Origin of the sequence: Streptomyces sp. NPDC048275, assembly GCF_040652275.1 — a bacterium.
Lineage (GTDB): Bacteria > Actinomycetota > Actinomycetes > Streptomycetales > Streptomycetaceae > Streptomyces.
This window is the reverse complement of sequence record NZ_JBEZLR010000079.1, coordinates 1-14287: the sequence shown is the minus strand read 5'-3', so window position 1 is coordinate 14287 and position 14287 is coordinate 1. Positions and strand designations below refer to the sequence as shown.

General features: G+C 71.1%; 13 protein-coding genes. 8 read left to right on the top strand and 5 right to left on the bottom strand.

What is annotated here, in order from left to right:
* Positions 1-14: 14 nt before the first annotated feature.
* Together AB0D57_RS34410 and AB0D57_RS34405 are read left to right on the top strand one after the other, a co-directional pair.
* The gene (locus tag AB0D57_RS34410) at positions 15-1361 is read left to right on the top strand and encodes a VWA domain-containing protein (RefSeq protein WP_362082247.1); all 1347 of its coding nucleotides are present in this window, start codon (positions 15-17) and stop codon (positions 1359-1361) included.
* A gap of 73 nt (positions 1362-1434) precedes the next feature.
* Positions 1435-2856, top strand: coding sequence for an FHA domain-containing protein (locus AB0D57_RS34405; protein ID WP_362082244.1), 1422 nt, complete (start codon positions 1435-1437; stop codon positions 2854-2856).
* A gap of 9 nt (positions 2857-2865) precedes the next feature.
* On the opposite strand, the gene AB0D57_RS34400 is transcribed toward AB0D57_RS34405, so the two are convergent.
* Positions 2866-3849 (bottom strand): methyltransferase domain-containing protein, encoded by a 984-nt coding sequence (locus AB0D57_RS34400; protein WP_362082332.1) that lies wholly within the window; start codon positions 3847-3849, stop codon positions 2866-2868.
* A 213-nt stretch (positions 3850-4062) separates the two neighbouring features.
* On the opposite strand from AB0D57_RS34400, the gene AB0D57_RS34395 reads away from it, so the two are divergent.
* The 6 genes from AB0D57_RS34395 (at position 4063) to AB0D57_RS34370 (ending at position 10391) form a co-directional block, all read left to right on the top strand.
* On the top strand, positions 4063-4467 hold the full coding sequence (locus AB0D57_RS34395; RefSeq protein ID WP_362082241.1) for a globin: 405 nt from the start codon (positions 4063-4065) through the stop codon (positions 4465-4467).
* A 261-nt stretch (positions 4468-4728) separates the two neighbouring features.
* Positions 4729-5430: a FadR/GntR family transcriptional regulator gene (locus tag AB0D57_RS34390; protein WP_362082238.1), complete on the top strand. Its 702-nt coding sequence runs from the start codon at positions 4729-4731 to the stop codon at positions 5428-5430.
* A gap of 154 nt (positions 5431-5584) precedes the next feature.
* The gene (locus AB0D57_RS34385) at positions 5585-7027 is read left to right on the top strand and encodes a four-carbon acid sugar kinase family protein (RefSeq protein ID WP_362082235.1); all 1443 of its coding nucleotides are present in this window, start codon (positions 5585-5587) and stop codon (positions 7025-7027) included.
* On the top strand, positions 7027-7884 hold the full coding sequence (locus AB0D57_RS34380; RefSeq protein WP_362082231.1) for a class II fructose-bisphosphate aldolase: 858 nt from the start codon (positions 7027-7029) through the stop codon (positions 7882-7884). The genes AB0D57_RS34385 and AB0D57_RS34380 overlap by 1 nt, the downstream gene beginning before the upstream one ends.
* 105 nt (positions 7885-7989) lie before the next feature.
* Complete coding sequence (locus AB0D57_RS34375) at positions 7990-8934, top strand: NAD(P)-dependent oxidoreductase (protein WP_362082228.1); 945 nt, start codon at positions 7990-7992, stop codon at positions 8932-8934.
* On the top strand, positions 8931-10391 hold the full coding sequence (locus AB0D57_RS34370; RefSeq protein WP_362082225.1) for an SLC13 family permease: 1461 nt from the start codon (positions 8931-8933) through the stop codon (positions 10389-10391). Before AB0D57_RS34375 ends, AB0D57_RS34370 begins: the two co-directional genes overlap by 4 nt.
* Positions 10392-10442: 51 nt before the next feature.
* Here the strand turns inward: AB0D57_RS34370 and AB0D57_RS34365 are convergent, their stop codons facing one another.
* The 4 genes from AB0D57_RS34365 to AB0D57_RS34350 form a co-directional block, all read right to left on the bottom strand.
* The gene (locus AB0D57_RS34365; RefSeq protein WP_362082222.1) at positions 10443-11132 is read right to left on the bottom strand and encodes a hypothetical protein; all 690 of its coding nucleotides are present in this window, start codon (positions 11130-11132) and stop codon (positions 10443-10445) included.
* The gene (locus tag AB0D57_RS34360) at positions 11129-11539 is read right to left on the bottom strand and encodes a thioesterase family protein (RefSeq protein WP_362082218.1); all 411 of its coding nucleotides are present in this window, start codon (positions 11537-11539) and stop codon (positions 11129-11131) included. The genes AB0D57_RS34365 and AB0D57_RS34360 overlap by 4 nt, the downstream gene beginning before the upstream one ends.
* 2 nt (positions 11540-11541) lie before the next feature.
* The gene (gene ettA / locus AB0D57_RS34355) at positions 11542-13206 is read right to left on the bottom strand and encodes an energy-dependent translational throttle protein EttA (RefSeq protein ID WP_362082215.1); all 1665 of its coding nucleotides are present in this window, start codon (positions 13204-13206) and stop codon (positions 11542-11544) included.
* 257 nt (positions 13207-13463) lie between these two features.
* Positions 13464-14126: a zinc-binding dehydrogenase gene (locus AB0D57_RS34350; protein WP_362082212.1), complete on the bottom strand. Its 663-nt coding sequence runs from the start codon at positions 14124-14126 to the stop codon at positions 13464-13466.
* Positions 14127-14287 lie beyond the last annotated feature (161 nt).

The window sequence follows — 14287 nt, the reverse complement described above, 5'->3', positions numbered from 1 at the left end:
GGGACGAAGAAGGCATGGCCAATTTCTCGAAGTCGAACGTGCCGCAGTTCTCGGTCGATGTGTACCAGAACCAGTACCTGCCCGAGGGCGGCCGTGAGGTCAGCGCGATCGTCACGGTGAGCGCCACCGGCGGCGGGACCGTGGGGAGCGCGGTCGGCGCGCCCCACCTGTACTCGGCGGGGCAGAGCCCGGACGCGGCCGTCGCGATCATGGTCGACTGCTCCGGCTCGATGGACTACCCGCCGACCAAGATGCGCAACGCCCGGGACGCGACGGCGGCGGCGATCGACACCCTCCGTGACGGGGTGCACTTCGCGGTGATCGGCGGCACGCACGTCGCCAAGGAGGTCTACCCGGGTGGCGGACGGCTCGCGGTCGCCGACGCGGCGACCCGTGACCAGGCCAAGCAGGCCCTGCGCAAGCTGAGTGCGGGCGGCGGTACGGCGATCGGCACCTGGCTGCGCCTCGCCGACCGGCTGCTGTCCTCGGCGGAGGTGTCGATCCGGCACGGCATCCTGCTCACCGACGGCCGCAACGAACACGAGTCGCCCGAGGACCTGAAGGCCGCCCTCGACTCCTGCGCCGGGCGTTTCACCTGTGACGCGCGCGGTGTCGGCACGGACTGGGAGGTCAAGGAGGTCACCGGGATCGCTTCGGCGCTGCTCGGCACCGCCGACATCGTCGCCGATCCGGCCGCCCTGTCCGCCGACTTCACGCAGATGATGGAGACGGCCATGGGCAAGGAGGTGGCGGACGTCGCCCTCAGGCTGTGGACGCCCGTCGGCACGGAGATCAAGTTCGTCAAGCAAGTGGCCCCCACGGTCGAGGAACTGACCGACCGCCGCACCGAGGCGGGACCGCGCGCCGGCGACTACCCCACCGGTTCCTGGGGCGACGAGTCCCGCGACTACCACGTGTGCGTCGAGGTCCCCACGGGCTCCGTCGGCCAGGAGATGCTGGCCGCCCGGGTCTCGCTGGTGATCCCGCAGGGTGACGGAAGCACGCACAACCTCGGCGCCCAGGGTCTTGTGCGAGCGGTGTGGACCGACGACATGGCGGCCTCGACGCGGATCAACGCGCAGGTCGCGCACTACACGGGCCAGGCGGAACTGGCGCAGGTCATCCAACAGGGCCTTGACCTGCGTAAATCGGGAGATGTCGACGGCGCAACGGCCAAGCTGGGCCGCGCCGTTCAGCTCGCGAGCGCGTCGGGCAACGCCGATACTGCGAAACTGCTTGCCAAGGTGGTGGACGTGGTCGACGCCGCGACAGGTACTGTGCGATTGAAAGCGAGGGTCGAAGAGGCTGATGAGATGACCCTCGAGACACGCTCCACAAAGACTGTTCGTGTAAAGAAGTAGCGAGCCCGGTTCCCACGAGGAGCCGGATAAACCCGGTCACAACGGCCGGAAAGGGAGAGGGAGAAGCGCCGACATGCCGACCTGCCCGAACGGACACCAGTCGGGTTCCGACGACTGGTGCGAGGTCTGCGGTCACCGCATGGCCGGTGCCGTGCCTCCGCCCCCTCCGCCGCCCCCGCCCGGTGGTTACGGCTATCCGCCGCCCGGCTCGCCCCCGCCGCCGCCCGGCCCCGGTGGGCGCCCACGTCTGTCCGCCGAGCCGGAGCTCTGCCCGCAGTGCCGTACGCCCCGTGAGGGCGGTGCGCCGTTCTGCGAGGAGTGCCGGTGGAACTTCCTGACGAACACGGCGACCTCGTACACCCCGGCGGCCCCGCGCCCGCCGGCGCCCGGACCCGGCGGTCCTGGTGGGCCCGGCGGTCCTGGTGGGCCTGGTGGGCCCGGCGGTCCTGGTGGGCCTGGTGGTCCTGGTGGGCCTCATCCGGCGCAGCGGTTCCAGCAGCCCCCGCCGGGGCAGCCCACCGGCCCCGGGCGCGACCCGTTCGAGTACCAGGGCTCGCGGCCCTCGCAGATGAATCGGCCCGCAGAACCGATTCCGCCGTACGGGCAGGACCCCTCGGGCTTCGGCGGAGATCCGTCGCGTCCTGGAGGCCCCTCGGGTCCTTCCGGCTTCGGCGGCGACCCGTCGCGTCCGGGGCCGCCCGGCACGCCCGGCCCCTCCGGCCCCTCGGGCTTCGGCGGCGACCCGTCGCGTCCTGGAGGCCCCTCGGGTCCTCCCGGCTTCGGCGGAGATCCGTCGCGTCCGGTTCCGCCGCCGCCCGGGCCCACGCCCGGCCTCCCGCAGGCCTTCATGCAGCAGCCGGCCGCGCCCGCGTTCCCCGCACAAGGCCCCCCGCAGCCCGGCGGCCCGCAGCCCGGAGGTCCGTCCTTCGGCAGCGGTGACGACGACTGGGTGATCTCCCCGCCGGCCGGCGGCCCGGGCAGTACCGCCGGCGGCCCCGGCGCGGGTCAGGGCGGCGGCTACGGCTACCCGCAGCCCGGCTCGACCCAGGCCCCGCCCGGCCCCGGCCCCGCCTATCGCCAGCAGCAGCCGCTGTCCTGGACGGCGACGATCGCCCCCGACCGTGAGTACTTCCTGGCGATGATGCAGCGCTCGGGCCCGGAGGCCGCCGGCCTGAACCTGCCCGCGTACTCCCCGGAGCAGCAGCGCCCGCTCACCGGCAACCAGATGACCATCGGCCGCCGTCGGCACTCCACCGGCGACACCCCGGACATCGACCTCTCGGTGCCCCCGGAGGACCCGGGCGTCTCGCACCAGCACGCGATGCTGGTCCAGCAGCCGGACGGCAGCTGGGCGGTCGTCGACCAGAACTCCACGAACGGCACGACGGTCAACGGCGGGGAGGAGCCCATCCAGCCCTTCGTGCCGGTGCCGCTCCAGGACGGCGACCGGGTGCACGTGGGCGCCTGGACGACGATCACGATCCGACGAGGCTGACCTCGGGGGTCACGGCAGCGGCCAGACGTGCGGCCCTTCGGGGTCGTCCAGCCACGCCCACGCGTCCGCGCCGCTGACCGTGACCCCGTACCGCTCGCGCACCGGTCGGTTCTCGCGCTCCCACAGCGCGTACGCCTCGAACGGATCGACGCTGTCCACCGTCAGGGCCAGCAGGAAGCGGAACAGCTCGTGGCCGCGGGCCCGGCGCGGCAGCGCGCCCAGGTACGGCGCCTCCGGTTCGAGCCGGGTGTCGCCGCGCAGCGGCACGAAATAGGCAGGCGTGTGCAGGAAGCGTCCCTCGGCGTGCCTGGTGTCCCGGACGTGCAGCGCTATCAGGCCGGTGGCCATGGGCGCCAGGATGCGGGCGCCCGGGCGGCACTGGGACAGCCAGGGGCGCGGAATCGAGGGCAGCCGGCAGGTCGCGATGATCCGGTCGAAGGGGGCGCGCTCGGGGACCCCACGGGCGCCGTCCCCGGTGACGACGGCCGGGTGGTAACCGGCGGTGGCCAGATGCTGCCGCGCGGACTCGGTGATCTCCGGGTCGAGGTCGACCGTGGTCACCAGGCCGTCGCCGAGGCGGTGGGCGAGCAGCGCCGCGTTGTAGCCGGTCCCGGCGCCGATCTCCAGGACGGCGTCCCCGTCCCGTACCTCCAGCTCGGTGAGCATCTTCGCCATCAGCGACGGCTGGCTGCTGGAGGAGACCAGCTCGCCGTCGCGCACCCGGGTGGCCAGCGGGGCGTCCACATAGGCGCCGCGCAGCCAGCGCTCCCGCTGCCCCGGGTCGGGGTCCTGGCCCCACACGCGCTCGAAGCCTCCCATGACCCCGACGTAGTAGTACGGCACGAAGAGGTGGCGTGGGACCGCCTCGAACGCCTCCCGCCAGGCCGGATCGGCGTCCCAGGCCCCGCTCCTGTCGATCTCGCCCACCAGGGCGGCCCGCGCCGCCATGGCGAGGTCGGCGACCGTACCCGGCTCTTTCGACAAAGCGCCCATCATGTCTCCCCGCATCATGCTACGTTCCTCACGCCCCTCCGGGTCGGTTCGGGCTGGACCGCAACCTCCGGGTTGGAAGCCCCCTTCATGGGGAGCGGAGTCACACCTCCACTGTGCTGCGATGCAGCCACGGAGGCGAGTGCACAGCGCTCAATCGCGGGAGCGGAGGCCCAATGCCTCCGCTCCTGGAACGCGGTCTGAGACCATGGACAGGTGAAAGAGATTCGGCGCGGCACGCTTCAGGAGCAGACCTTCTACGAGCAGGTCGGCGGCGAGGAGACCTTCCGCCGCCTCGTGCACCGTTTCTACGAGGGTGTCGCCGAGGACCCCCTGCTGCGAGCCATGTATCCCGAAGAGGACCTTGGCCCGGCCGAGGAGCGCTTCGCCCTGTTCCTGATCCAGTACTGGGGCGGCCCGACGACGTACAGCGAGAACCGCGGCCACCCCCGGCTGCGGATGCGCCACGCCCCCTTCGCCGTGGACCAGGCGGCGCACGACGCCTGGCTGAAGCACATGCGCGTCGCCGTCGACGAGCTCGAGCTCTCCGAGGAGCACGAGCACACGCTGTGGAACTACCTGACGTACGCGGCGGCTTCGATGGTGAACACGGCCGGCTGACGCCTGTCGGCCGCCACATCGGCACCTCGCCGGACGGCAGAACCGCCGGCCGATCCACCCAAAGATCACTTCTCGTAACCGAACGGTAATCCGGCAAGGGTATTGACGCACCCCGACCCCGGTGTCATGGTTACCCGCATCGAGACATCAGATGTCTGACGTCAGATGTTGAGGAGCCTCCCCGGCACCCCGCATCGGACACCCCGGCCGTCAGCGTACGGTCGCCCTGCCCGACCCGTTCCCGCCTGCGGAGGCCCAACGATGTCGCTCTCCGAAGACCTCGCCGAACGTCTCCTCAGCGAGATCATCGACGGCACGTACCCGCCGGACGCCGTCCTCCCCCCGGAGGCCGAGCTCGCCGAGCGCTCGTCCGTGAGCCGTCTGACCGTCCGCGAGGCGGTGAAGCAGCTGCGCGCGCAGAACGTCGTACGGGTGGTCCGCGGCCGCGGCACGTACGTGAACCCGCCGGACCGCTGGACCGCGCTGGAGGCCGTGGTGCGCGCCGCGTCCCGCTCCTCCCGCGCCTCGCTCTCCGAGCGGCTCATCGAGGCCCGCCGCCTGATCGAGAACGGCGCGGCCGAGCTCGCCGCCGTCCGCCGGAGCGACACCGACCTCACCGAGTTGCGCGAGCACCTCGCCGCGATGCGGGTCGCCGCCGACGCGGGCGACACGGAACAGTTCGTGCAGGCCGACATCGACTTCCACGACACGGTGATGCGCGCCACCGGCAACCTCTTCGTGCCGCTCCTCTTCGAGCCCTTCGGCCCCCTCCTGGCCGAGGGCCGCCGCGAGACCTCCGCGGTCCCCCAGATCCGCATCAACGCCATCGCGCATCACGAGGAGGTCCTCGTCGCCCTGGAGTCCGGCATCCCGGACCAGGCCCGCCGCGCCATGGACACCCACATGAACCAGACGGCGGACGACTACCGCACGCACGTGGTGAAGGACACCGGCCACAGCTGACCCCGGCACCGGCCGCCCCGGCCGACAAGCACAACTGTGGGCAGGCGTCCCGCCGGACGAGGGCTCGCCGTCCCACCACCACGCCGACCGCACTGCCGGGGCACCGATCCCCCCACCTCAGCCCACTTACGTACCCCCATCACCAGGAACCGCCATGTCTCTACCCCGCCATGCCCTCCCCGAGTCAGAGGTCCTCTCCGGCCTCCCGCCCGTCAGGGCAGTGGGGGCCACCGAGGTCGCCGCCCGCATAACGACCGCCCCCCGCCTGGTCGTCCTCGACGACGACCCCACCGGCACCCAGACGGTCGCCGGCATCCCGGTCCTCACCACCTGGACCACGGAAGACCTCCGCTGGGCCCTCCGCCAGGAGAGCACCGCCTTCTTCGTGCTCACCAACACCCGCAGCCTCTCCCCCGAAGACGCCGCCGCCCGCAACCGCGACATCGTCCGCGCCCTGCACGAGGCCTCCCTGGCCGAGGGCGTCCCGTACGCCATCGCCTCCCGCGGCGACTCCACCCTGCGCGGTCACTTCCCCCTCGAGACCGACGTACTGGCGGAGGAGTTGACGAGCGTGGGCGCGGGCGCCCCCGACGGAGTCGTCCTCGTTCCCGCGTACATCGAGGCGGGCCGTCTGACCATCGACTCGGTCCACTGGATGCGCACCCCCGACGGTCTCCTCCCCGTCGGCGAGAGCGAGTTCGCGAAGGACGCCACCTTCGGCTACACCTCCTCCGCCCTCCCGGACTGGGTCGAGGAGAAGACCGGCGGCCGCATCCCCGCCGACAAGGTCGTCCGCATCACCCTCGGCGACCTGCGCACCGGCGGCCCCACCCACGTCGCCGAACAGCTCACCGCCCTCCGCGACGGCGCCACCGCCGTGGTCGACGCCCTCTGCGACGACGACCTCCGCGTCCTCGCGCTGGCCCTCGCCGAGGCCGAGGAGCAAGGCGCGCGCCTCCTCTACCGCGTGGGCCCTTCCTTCGTACGAGCCCGAGCGGGCCAGTCCGCCCACCCCCCGCTCACGGCCGCCGAACTCCGCCCCCTGCGCGCCGACGCCCCCCACGGTCTGATCGTGGTCGGCTCCCATGTCTCCCTGACCACCCGCCAGCTGAACCACCTGCGCGCGCAGCAGGGCGATCTCGCGGAGTTCGAACTCGACGTGGCCCAGCTCCTCGACGCCACCCGCCGCGACGCCCACCTGGACGAGATCGCCACGGCCGCGGCCGCCGCCCTGGAGAGCGCTGACACCGTCATCCGCACCACCCGCACGGTGGTCACCGCCGACGACCCCGAGGAGAGCCTCGCCATCTCGCGCAGCGTCTCGGCCGCACTCGTCGAAGCAGTACGCCGCATCAACGCGACCCGCCGCCCGGCCTTCGTCATCGCGAAGGGCGGCATCACCTCCAGCGACACCGCCACCCACGGTCTGGAGATCCGCCGCGCCTGGGCCCGCGGCACCCTGCTGCCGGGCATCGTCTCGCTGTGGCAGCCCGTCGACGGCCCGGCCGCCGGTATCCCGTACATCGTCTTCGCCGGGAACGTCGGCGGCGACCACGCTCTCGCCGACGCCCTCGCCCTGCTGAGGAGCGCCGCCTGATGCTGCTCACCGGAACCGAGGGCCTGAAGGCCCTGACGACGGCATACGAGAACGGGCACGCGCTGGCCGGCTTCGTCGCGTACAACCTGGAAACGGTGCAGGGCATCGTCGCCGCCGCGGAAGCCCGCCCGGACCGCCCGGTCCTGATCCAGGCCGGCTCCAGCCCCTTCAAGCACGCGGGCCGCGAACCCCTGATGCGCCTCGCCCTGGACGCCGCGGCCCACTCCGAGGCTCCCCTGGGCGTCCACCTCGACCACAGCCGCGACCTCGACGAGATCACCGCCTGCCTGGAAGCGGGCTACACCTCGGTCATGGTCGACGGCTCCCACCTCCCCTTCGCCGACAACATCGCCCTGACCCGCGAGGCCGTACGCCGGGCCCGCGACCACGGGGCCTGGGTGGAGGCGGAGCTGGGCGCGCTGGCGGGCGACGAGGACGTCTCGACGAACGCGGACGCGTCCGCCGCCGCGATGACGGACCCGTCCCAAGCGGCCGAGTTCGTCGCCGAAACCGGCGTGGACGCCCTGGCGGTGGCGGTCGGCAACGTCCACGGCTTCACGGCGAACCCGGTCCACCTGGACCTGGACCGCCTGTCCGCCATCCACTCCGCCCTCCCGGTCCCGCTGGTCCTCCACGGCGCCAGCGGCCTCCCCGAGCAACAACTCCTCGGTGCCCTCGCCCGAGGCGTGGCCAAGGTCAACGTCAACGCCGAACTCCGCCGCGCCTACCTCCAGGCGGTGAGTGCCCAACTCCCCACGGCACTCCCGGGTTCGGACGTGGTCAGCGTCTGGTCGGCGGGACGCGCCGCGGTAACGGAGGCGGCGACGCGCATCATCACCCAACTCACGCCCTCGTAGCCGCGGGTTCTTCGCCCCCCGGCATCCCCACCCCCATCCCCACCCCCGGGCTCCCCACCCGGAACCACCCGCAAAGAACCCGCTCGCCCCTAGGAGCGCACCCGCATGTCCCCCTCAGCCGCACCCCAGCCCCTTCCCCGTCCCCACACGGCAGTGATCGGCCTCGGCGCCATGGGCCTCCCCATGGCCCGCCACCTGGCCGCCCACCTCCCGCTCTCCGTCTACGACATAGCCGCCGAGCGCCGCGCCCTGATCGCCTCCGCGGGTGGCACGGACGCGTCCTCCCCCGCCGAGGCCGCCCGCAACGCCGACGTCGTCCTCCTCGCCGTACGCGACCAGTCCCAGGTCGACGGCGCCCTCTTCGGCGAGAACGGCGCCGCCGAAACCCTCCGCGCCGGCAGCACCGTCATCCTGACCAGCACGGTCGGCCCGGACGCGGCCCGCGCCACCGCCGAGCGCCTGGCCGAGCTCGGCGTCCTCACCGTGGACGCCCCGGTCAGCGGCGGCCCGGTCCGCGCGGGCAACGGCGACCTGCTGATCGTCGTCGGCGCCGAGGACAAGGCGCTGGACCTCGCCCGCCCGGTCCTGGACCTGCTCGCCTCCACGCTCACCGTCGTCGGCCCCCGCCCGGGCGACGGCCAGGCCCTCAAGGCGATCAACCAACTCCTCGCCGGCGTCCACATCGCCGCCGCCGGGGAAGCGATCGCGCTGGCCCGCGGCCTGGGCCTCGACCCGGCCACGGTCGTGGAGAGCCTGCGGCACGGCGCCGCCGGTTCGTTCATGTTCGGCGACCGCGGCCCGCGCATGGTCGAGACGTACGAGAGCGACGTCGCCCCCGAGGTGAAGTCACGCCTCGACATCTTCGTGAAGGACATGGGCATCGTCACCGGCATCGCCAGGGACGCCCACGTCCCCGTCCCCCTCGCGGCCGCCGCCGAACAGCTCTACCTCCTCGGTGAACGCGCCGGCCTCGCCGCCCACGACGACTCGTCCGTGGTGACGGTCCTCTCCCCCAAGTCCGCCCACTCCCCAGCGGGAGAGGTCCGATGAGCCACACCGCCCTCCTCCTGATCGCCGCCGGCGGCGTCACCACGCTCCTCCTGCTCATCCTGCGTGCCAAGGTCCAGCCCTTCGTGGCCCTGGTCGTCGTCTCCATCGCCGTCGCGCTCGCCGCCGGCATCCCGGCCGCCGACCTGGTGAAGACCATCGAGGACGGCATGGGCTCCACGCTCGGCCACATCGCGACGATCATCGCCCTGGGCGCGATGATCGGCCGGATCATCGAACTCTCCGGCGGTGCCCAGGCGTTCGCGCACTCCCTCATCGACCGCTTCGGCTCCAAGCGCACCCCGCTCGCCCTCACCGTCGCCGGGTTCGTCCTCGGCATCCCGGTGTTCTTCGAGGTCGGCCTGATCATCCTGATGCCGATCGCGTACGGCGTCGCCCGCGCCTCCCGCAAGCCGCTCCTGGTGTACGCGCTACCGATGGGCGCCGCCATGCTCACCGTGCACGCCTTCCTGCCCCCGCACCCGGGTGCGGTCGCCGTCACCGAGGCCATCGGCGCCGACCAGGGCCTGGTCCTGCTCATGGGCATCCCGCTCACCGCGGCCGTGATCCTGCTCGGCTACCTGGTCTCGCGTCGGATCACCCGCCGCGAGTACCCGATGGACCCCGCGCTGTACGCGGAGGTGTACGGCGAGGACGAGCCGCCCACCGGCGGAGCGGCACCGGACGCGTCCGCACCCGACGCGTCGGCGCCCGACGGACACGGCACCGCCGTACTCACCAAGTCCGCTCCCGCCCCCGCGGCGGTGGACGTGGACGGTGGCGTCGCCCCGCCCTCCTTCGCCATGGTCCTCACTCTGATCGTCACCCCGATCCTGTTGATCCTGGTCGGCACGCTCGGGGAGAACCTCCTCGCCGACGGTTCCACCCTCCGCGCCATCCTGACGGTCCTCGGCGCCCCGATGGTGGCCCTGCTGATCGACGTGGCCCTGTGCGCGTACGTCCTCGGCGCCCGCCGCGGCTGGGACCGCGCCCATATCGCGAACGTCATGACCTCGGCCCTCCCGCCCGTGGCCATGGTGATCCTGGTCGCGGGCGCGGGCGGTGTCTTCGGCAAGGTGCTGGTGGCGAGCGGCATCGGCGACGCGATCGCCGACGTACTGGACCGGACGGGTCTGCCCGCCCTCTTCCTCGCCTTCCTGATGGCCCTCGCGCTGCGCGCGGCCCAGGGTTCGACGACGGTGGCTCTGATCACCACGGCGGGCATCCTCGCCCCGCTGCTGGAGCGCGCCCACCTGTCCACGGGCCAGCTCTCCCTGGTCGCACTGGCGATGGGCGCGGGCGGACTCTCCGTCTCGCACATCAATGACGCGGGCTACTGGATGTTCACCAAGCTCGCGGGTCTGGACGTGGCGACGGGCCTGCGCACCTGGACGGTCCTCACCACGACGATGGGCGTGATGGGCTTCGGCCTGACAGCCGCCCTCTGGCCCCTGGTGTAGACGCGGGCCGCGCTGTACGGCGCAGCCCGCACCCTCCTCGGCCGCTGGGCGTCAGCGAACGCTGACGTCCAGCGCTCCGAGTCCCGCCCGGCGTACGGCGATCGAGCCATAGGGCGTACGCAGCCGCAGCCACGCACCGGACGTGTACAGCCCCAACAGGCCCTCGTCCGGAACGGCTTGACGCGCCGGACGCAGGAACCCGAGCGACTGTGCCGCGTGCGCGGCCCGTACCGGCAGGCCGGTGTCACCGATCGGCCGGGACCAGATCTCCCGCCCGATACGGTCGAGTTCGGCACGGGTACGCCGCTCGGGCGTCAACTCCTGCGTCCGGGACCGGAATTCGGCCACCGCAGCGGCGACCATCGCGCGCACGGCGTCCGGCGTCGGCAGCCCCGGCTCCTGCTGCCAGCCGCCGCGGGGAGGCAGAACTCCCGCCCAGGGCGGCCCGGTGACGGCCTCGGGAACGGCGACCGTGGCCGCCGGCTCGTCGATGGACTCCAGGAACTCACCGGCGGAGACGGTCACGTCGAGGGTGACGTCGAGCCCGTTCTCGTACGGCTTGGCGAGTCGTGCCGTACGGATCGCGAGGACCTCGAACGACGGCGGCCGCCCGAAGACCGCGAGCGCGGTGCCGGACGCCTGGAGGCGTACGGCGGCCGCGCGGTCGTAGTGGATCAGCCGGGCGAGGAAGGCGGCGAGGTCCGCCGCCTCCCCCTCGTCGGCGAGGTGCAGCGCGGTCATGCCGCGACGGCCTCGTCCGCGTCGTCCCGGTACTCCTCCAGGAACTCGCGCTCCTCGGTGGTGATCCGGCGCGGCCGCTGCTCGGCGAAGTCGAACGGCACTATCACCGTCGAGGCCGTGACGTAGATCTGGTCAGGGTCCTTGACCTCGTAGGCGATCGTGAACGACGCCGCTCTTATCTGCGTCACCCACAGCTCGATGTCCACAGGCGTGTGCCGGTGGACCAGCTGCCGCTTGTAGTCGATCTCATGGCGTGCCACCACGGACCCCTGCTTGAAGTCCTTCTCCGGGCGGAACAGGAAGTCGATACGGGCTTCCTCCAGGTACCGGAGGAAGACCACGTTGTTGACGTGGCCGTACGCGTCCATGTCCGCCCAGCGCAGCGGGCAGCGGTAGATGTGCCGCAAGATCAGCCCCGGGTCAGCTTCTTGTAGGTCGCGCGGTGCGGGCGAGCCGCGTCCGCACCGAGTCGCTCGACCTTGTTCTTCTCGTACGACTCGAAGTTGCCCTCGAACCAGAACCACTTGGATTCGCCCTCGTACGCGAGGATGTGCGTCGCGACCCGGTCCAGGAACCAGCGGTCGTGGGAGACGACCACAGCGGCGCCCGGGAACTCGAGCAGCGCGTTCTCGAGCGAAGACAGAGTCTCCACATCCAGGTCGTTGGTCGGCTCGTCGAGGAGCAGCAGGTTGCCGCCCTGCTTGAGGGTCAGCGCCAGGTTGAGGCGGTTGCGCTCACCGCCGGAGAGAACACCGGCCGGCTTCTGCTGGTCGGGACCCTTGAAGCCGAAGGCGGAGACATACGCGCGGGAAGGCATTTCGACCTGCCCGACATTGATGTAGTCCAGCTCGTCGCTGACGACGGCCCACAGCGACTTCTTCGGGTCGATGTTCTCGCGGCTCTGGTCGACGTACGAGATCTTGACGGTCTCGCCGACCTTGATCGTGCCGGAGTCCGGGGTCTCCAGACCCTGGATCATCTTGAAGAGCGTGGTCTTGCCGGCGCCGTTCGGGCCGATGACACCGACGATGCCGTTACGCGGCAGCGTAAAGCTCAGATCATCGATGAGAACCTTCTCGCCGAAGGCCTTGGAGAGGTTGTTGACCTCGACGACGATGGAGCCCAGACGCGGGCCCGGCGGGATCTGGATCTCCTCGAAGTCCAGCTTCCGCATCTTGTCGGCCTCGGCCGCCATCTCCTCGTAGCGGGACAGACGCGCCTTGGACTTGGCCTGGCGCCCCTTGGCGTTGGACCGCACCCACTCGAGCTCTTCCTTGAGCCGCTTGGCGCGCTTGGCGTCCTTCTGGCCCTCGACCTTGAGGCGGGAGGCCTTGTTGTCGAGGTACGTGGAGTAGTTGCCCTCGTAGGGGATCGCGCGACCGCGGTCGAGCTCGAGGATCCACTGCGCGACGTTGTCGAGGAAGTACCGGTCGTGGGTGACGGCGACGACGGTGCCCGCGTACTTCGCGAGGTGCTGCTCCAGCCACTGCACGGACTCGGCGTCCAGGTGGTTGGTGGGCTCGTCGAGGAGGAGGAGGTCAGGGGCCTCGATCAGCAGCTTGCAGAGCGCGACGCGGCGGCGCTCACCACCGGAGAGGTTGGTGACCGGCCAGTCACCGGGCGGGCAGCCCAGCGCATCCATGGCCTGCTCCAGCTGGGCGTCGAGATCCCAGGCGTTGGCGTGGTCCAGGTCGTCCTGGAGCTTGCCCATCTCCTCCATCAGCGCGTCCGAGTAGTCGGTCGCCATCAGCTCGGCGACCTCGTTGAAGCGCTTGAGCTTGCCCATGATCTCGGCGGCGCCGTCCTGGACGTTCTCCAGAACCGTCTTGGACTCGTCGAGCGGCGGCTCCTGGAGCAGCATGCCGACGCTGAAACCGGGCGACAGGTACGCATCACCGTTGGAGGGCTGCTCGAGCCCCGCCATGATCTTGAGAACGGTGGACTTACCGGCACCGTTCGGACCGACCACACCGATCTTCGCACCCGGCAGGAAGTTGAGGGTGACGTCGTCGAGAATCACCTTGTCGCCGTGCGCCTTGCGCGTCTTGCGCATGGTGTAAATGAACTCAGCCAAGAGAAACCGTCCGGACGCTTGAAATCGGCAGTGGGCAGATACACCCCATCTTGCCTGACGGCCAGCCCTCGGGGGAAACCCGTTCGGCCGAGGGTCCGTGACCTGGACGTTCACCGTCCGTCGGCCTCGTAGTTGATCTGTCACTGGCTGTCGCGGCCGGCCACTGCCGAGCGGTCCGCACCACGGAGTTCGGGAGACCTTCGACACCCATGAAGACGCCGAAGGGCCGACACACGACCTCTCCAGCGACGGCGACGTCACGGCGTGGTCGGGTTGACTCCCCGGCCATCCTCGAAGACGAAGAGCGGTTTTGCGCCATGTGCGGGTGCTTCGGCGAACGAGATCGCTTCAGCGAAGCGTTCGAGCGGGAACGGCTCGCCTTGGGGGATGCTCAGCACTTCCTCAGCGACGAGACTGCGAACCTGGGACAGCGCGCGCAGCGCATCCGCAGGTGAGGCAGTGCCGAACCAGCGGTGCAGCCAGAAGCCACGGACGGCTTTGGTCTCGTAGATAACCGAGCGTGCCGGCAGCGGGATCGTCAGCGCTGCCGGGTCGGTCTGCCGATGGGTGGAGAGCGCGCCGTAGACCACGACCTCTCCTCCCGGAGCCAATGCCTGGGATACCTGGGCACCCACCTGGCCCGCGACACAGTCGATGGCCTTGCGCACGCCGGCCGATCCTGCAATCTCGGCCACACGCTGCAACAGGTCCTCGTCCTCAGTGCAAATGACCTCGTCACCACCAAACGCCTTGATCTCCTCGACGGCAGCGCGCCGCCGCACGACATTGATCGTGCGCATACCCAGATGCCTGGTCAGCTGAATGACGAGCCGGCCGACGGTGGAGCCCGCGGCCGTCTGCAACAACCATTCACCCGGCTGTACGTCGAGTTCGCGAGTCACCAGGAGCAGCGCGGTCAACGGGTTGACGGCGAGCTGACAGGCACTGGAGTCGCTCAGATGATCGGGGACCGGCAGGAGCCTTGGCCTCATGTGTTCAGCTGAGGCCGTGACCTGACGCTCCGGCGGAAGAAGGGTGCCTCCCACCTGCGATGATCTGGACTGTCTAGATCAAAACCGTC